Origin of the sequence: Micromonospora sp. KC721, from assembly GCF_004348355.1 — a bacterium.
In the GTDB taxonomy this organism is placed as follows: Bacteria; Actinomycetota; Actinomycetes; order Mycobacteriales; family Micromonosporaceae; genus Micromonospora.
On record NZ_SMJY01000321.1, the window covers coordinates 1 to 3,786 of the forward strand.

Consider the following 3,786-nt stretch of genomic DNA (forward strand, 5'->3'; position numbering starts at 1 on the left):
GGGCAGCTCGGTCAGCGGCAACTACGTCGACATCGCCGCCCCGGGACTGGACATCGTCGGCCCGGCGCCGGGCGGGCAGGGCTACCTCGCCGAACCGGAGGGCGGCACCAGCTTCGCCGCCGCGTACATCTCCGGGGCGGTCGCGCTGCTGCGTTCCGCCCGCCCCGACCTCACCCCCCAGCAGGTGGCCTATCGGCTCACCCGGACGGCCGACAACCCGCCCGACGGCCACAACCCCCAGCTCGGATACGGAGTGGTCAACCCGTACCGGGCGCTGACCAGCCTGCTCGGCACCCGGACCGACCCGCCGGCCGGCGCGATGCCCGCGCCCGACCCGGTGGACGACCCGCTGGCCCGACAGCGCACCATCGCGTTCTGGGCGGCCGGGGTGAGCGCCCTGCTCGCCGGGGCGCTGCTGCTCGCCCGACCGGTCCTGGCCCTGGGCCGGCGGCGCGGCTGGCGACCGGGGCGGCGGGCCGGGACCGCCGACGCCTGACCCACGGCGCTCACTGGTCCAGACGACGACGCGGACCGGCGCGCGATGGGTGCACACCACGCCCTACAGCACTTGAGTACATTTGTGAGTCGCTCGGGTTGAGTACGTAGTCACTCGGCCTGCGTGCCCTTTGTGACAGGCAGGTCACCGGGGTGGTCGATCCAGCAGGTGCGCGGGTCAACCTTGGGTGCGGTCGGTCCCAACCCAACGCCTGCGTGTGCCGTAACGGCTGGTGGAAGCGACCAACCTCGACCACCCCGGCCAGGTTGAAGATCAAGCTCAGCGCTGGATGCTCGTCTGCGGCCGGGTCCGGATGCGCGATGCCCGCACCTGCGGGCAGGCGCATCCGGGCGGGTCACAGGGCTCGCCGCCGGACCCGCCAGACGACCACCGTGAGCAGCACTGCGGTCAGGCTCAGGAACAGAGCGGCCTCGATGAGCTGGAAGGTCCAGAAGCGCTCGGCGGGGTGGAACTCCACCCACTGGGAAACCCCGCGATCGTGCAGGTGGGTAGCCAGGTCCAGGCCGGACCGCCGGGCGTCCTCGCCCATCCGGTACACCTCGGTCAGGCCGAGCCGGCGGCCGGCGGCGTCGGAATAGCCCGTCGTGAGGATCCAGTCGAGGTGATTGCCGGTGGACGGCCTCGGCCCGCCGACGTCGACCGTGGTGTCCCCTGCGGTCACCGGGTTCGCCAGGGTCTCCGGCGGCGCGTAGTACGGGCGCAACGCGCCGGCAACGGCGACCCGCACCGCGAGGAACGCGGCCAGCGCCGCCGCGAGCGCGGGCAGGCTGCGCCGCAGCAGCACCCCGGCTGCCGCGGCGAACGCGAACGCGAACAGCGCGTACGCAGCGGGAACGACGCCCTCCAGGTCGAACGCGTCGGCGTTGAACCGGCCGTCGAGCACGTCCAGCGGGTGGCGGTACCAGGTGATCACGGCGCTGAGAGCGAGGGTCAGCACGACCGCCAGCGAACCGAGCGCGGCGAGCTTGACCGCCAGCCACCGCATCCGCGGCACCGACTGCGTCCAGGCCAACTGCCACGTGCCGGTCTCCAGCTCGCGGGCCAGCAGCGGTGCGCCCAGGAACGCGCCGATGACGAACGGCAGCAGGTTGAACAGGGACAGCATCTTGGAGGCGTACCCGTGCTCCTCCCACAACCGCTGCAGCGCCACGGAGCAGCCCTCAGTGACGGAGCCGCCGGCGCAGCGCGCGACGCCGTGCGGGAAGAGGCCGTGCATGGACGTCCCGAGCAGTAGCAGGACGGCCGCCGCCACGGCGACCAGCAGCGCCAGGACAGCTGCCTCGGCTCGGTGCTGGCGCCAGGTCAGCCAGGTCATGCCGCCACCGCCTCTGCCGTGGTGGCCGGCGTGCGGCGCAGATAGGCGAGCACGAGTTCCTCCAGCCCGACGGGGTTTGCCTGCCAGCCAGGAGCGGTCGGGCCGCCTCCGTCGCGTACCAGCAGGGTGGTGTGGCGGTCGCTGTGCGTCGCCGACACGATAGTGGCCGAGTTTTCGTGCTCGGTGGAGACGCGTGGACCGACGAGCAGGCGGTGTTCGGCCAGCAGGGTCTCGATGTCCCCGGTGAGCGCGACCCGGCTGCCGTTGAGCACGACCAGGTGGTCGCAGACGCGTTCCAGCTCCGGCACTGCGTGCGAGGAGAACAGCACGGTGACCCCGTCGACGGCGACCGCGCCCATGAGCACCTGTAGGAACTCCAGGCGGGCCACCGGGTCCAGGGCGGCCATCGGCTCGTCGAGCAGCAGCAGGGCGGGGTGCTTGGCCAGGGCCAGCGCGAGCGCGACCTGGGCCTGCTGGCCGCCGGAGAGAGCGCCCGCGCGACGGTCCAGCGGAATACCGAGTTCCGCCATGCGGGATTCCACCAGGTGCTGGTCGAAGCGGGCGTTGCAGGACCGGCCGAAGCGGATCAGCTCGGCGACGGTGAAGTGCTTGAAGAGGGGATGGTCCTGGGCGAGGAAACCAATACGCGCAAGCACCTGCGGGGTGTTGGCCGTTGGGTCCTCGCCCAGCACCCGCACCGTGCCCGCGGTCGGCGCGAGCAGCCCTGCGGACAGGCGCAGGAGGGTGCTCTTGCCCGCGCCGTTGGGCCCGACCAGGGCGATGACCCGGCCGGCCGGAACCTCCAGGGTGCAGTCGCGCAGCGCCCAGGTGCGGCGGTAGCGCTTGGACAGCCCTTCGGCGGTCAGCGCGATGTCCGTTGCTGTCATGCGGCTTCCTTGTCGATCGATTGCTGCACGGTGGCGAAGAGGGCTGCGGCCGCCTGCTGGTCGAGCCCTGCGGCGTATGCCTGGTGCAGCCACGCTTCCAGGCCACGCCGCAATGCGCTGTACGTCGCCGGAGACAAGGCGGCGGTCTGCGTGGAAGTGATGAAGGTGCCCTGACCTGGGCGCCCGACCACCAGGCCTTCCTGTTCCATCTGCCGGTACGCCTTGGCGACGGTGTTCGGGTTGATCGCGAGGGTCTCCACGGCCTCGCGGATCAGCGGCAGCCGGTCGCCGTGCTGCAGGAACCCCAGCAGCACGGCCTGCCGAACCTGCTGCACGAGCTGCAGGTAGGCCGGCACACCCGAGTGGCTGTCGAGCCGGAACACGAACATGCCCGGACTTTACTACTTAACTAGTGTTGTAGTAAAGGCTAGCCACGCGAGTACCTCGCAGGTGCCCGGTTCGAGCAGTACGTTCAGTACACACAGGCCGCCGTGGCGGACCACCAGATCCTCGTGTTGCGGCCGAGTGGCCAGCAACTCTGTGACCAGCTCCGCGCGGCTGCGTCCCTGGTGTCCGGCATCCAGGCCCGCCAGATCGACATCGGCTGACAGGGCCTCCGCGAGGCTGCGGTCACCCGGGCCCCGGACCTGCCGACCGTCACCCTTCTCCCACACCGCCCCAGCGTCTTACTCTGCGCCGGCAGGCGACAGGTGAGGCCGGGCGTCGCGCTTGTGGTTCGGCTGCGGGTCGGGCAGACCGGCGGCCTGCCCGACCCGGTCGGACTCAGCGCAGGATGCCGGGGGTGGCGTCGCCGTCCGTGCCCCAGACGTCCTCGTCCTCCTCCAGCCAACTGGTACGCGGAGCTTCCTCTTCGCCGTACCCGGCACCGTGGCCCGGACCCATGCCGGCCACACCGCCCCGGCCCGCGCCCGCAGCAGCGCCCCGGATCCCCGCTCCGGCGCCCTTGCCGCCGCCGGGACCGCCCCGGCCTGGCGCGCCGCCCATCCCGGGGGCCATCGCGCCCATGCCGCCGAGCCGGCCACCGGCACCACGACCCGCGCCCCGAC

Annotated in this window: 4 protein-coding genes and 1 pseudogene; 1 reads left to right on the forward strand and 4 read right to left on the reverse strand. The window is 72.1% G+C overall.

Annotated features, from left to right (window positions below; genetic code table 11):
* On the forward strand, window positions 1-496 hold a 496-nt coding region (locus tag E1182_RS29665), incomplete at its 5' end, for a S8 family serine peptidase (RefSeq protein ID WP_165942764.1).
* A 355-nt stretch (window positions 497-851) separates the two neighbouring features.
* On the opposite strand, the gene E1182_RS29670 is transcribed toward E1182_RS29665, so the two are convergent.
* The 4 genes and pseudogenes from E1182_RS29670 to E1182_RS31420 form a co-directional block, all read right to left on the reverse strand.
* Entirely contained in the window at window positions 852-1,832 is a 981-nt protein-coding gene (locus tag E1182_RS29670) for an ABC transporter permease subunit (RefSeq protein ID WP_132271022.1), read from the reverse strand.
* The gene (locus tag E1182_RS29675) at window positions 1,829-2,719 is read right to left on the reverse strand and encodes an ABC transporter ATP-binding protein (protein WP_132271023.1); all 891 of its coding nucleotides are present in this window, start codon (window positions 2,717-2,719) and stop codon (window positions 1,829-1,831) included. Before E1182_RS29675 ends, E1182_RS29670 begins: the two co-directional genes overlap by 4 nt.
* Window positions 2,716-3,108, reverse strand: a complete 393-nt coding sequence (locus E1182_RS29680; RefSeq protein ID WP_132271024.1) for a GntR family transcriptional regulator — start codon at window positions 3,106-3,108, stop codon at window positions 2,716-2,718. The genes E1182_RS29675 and E1182_RS29680 overlap by 4 nt, the downstream gene beginning before the upstream one ends.
* Before the next feature lie 394 nt (window positions 3,109-3,502).
* Window positions 3,503-3,786 (reverse strand): annotated as a pseudogene (locus tag E1182_RS31420) (hypothetical protein); the annotation flags it as partial.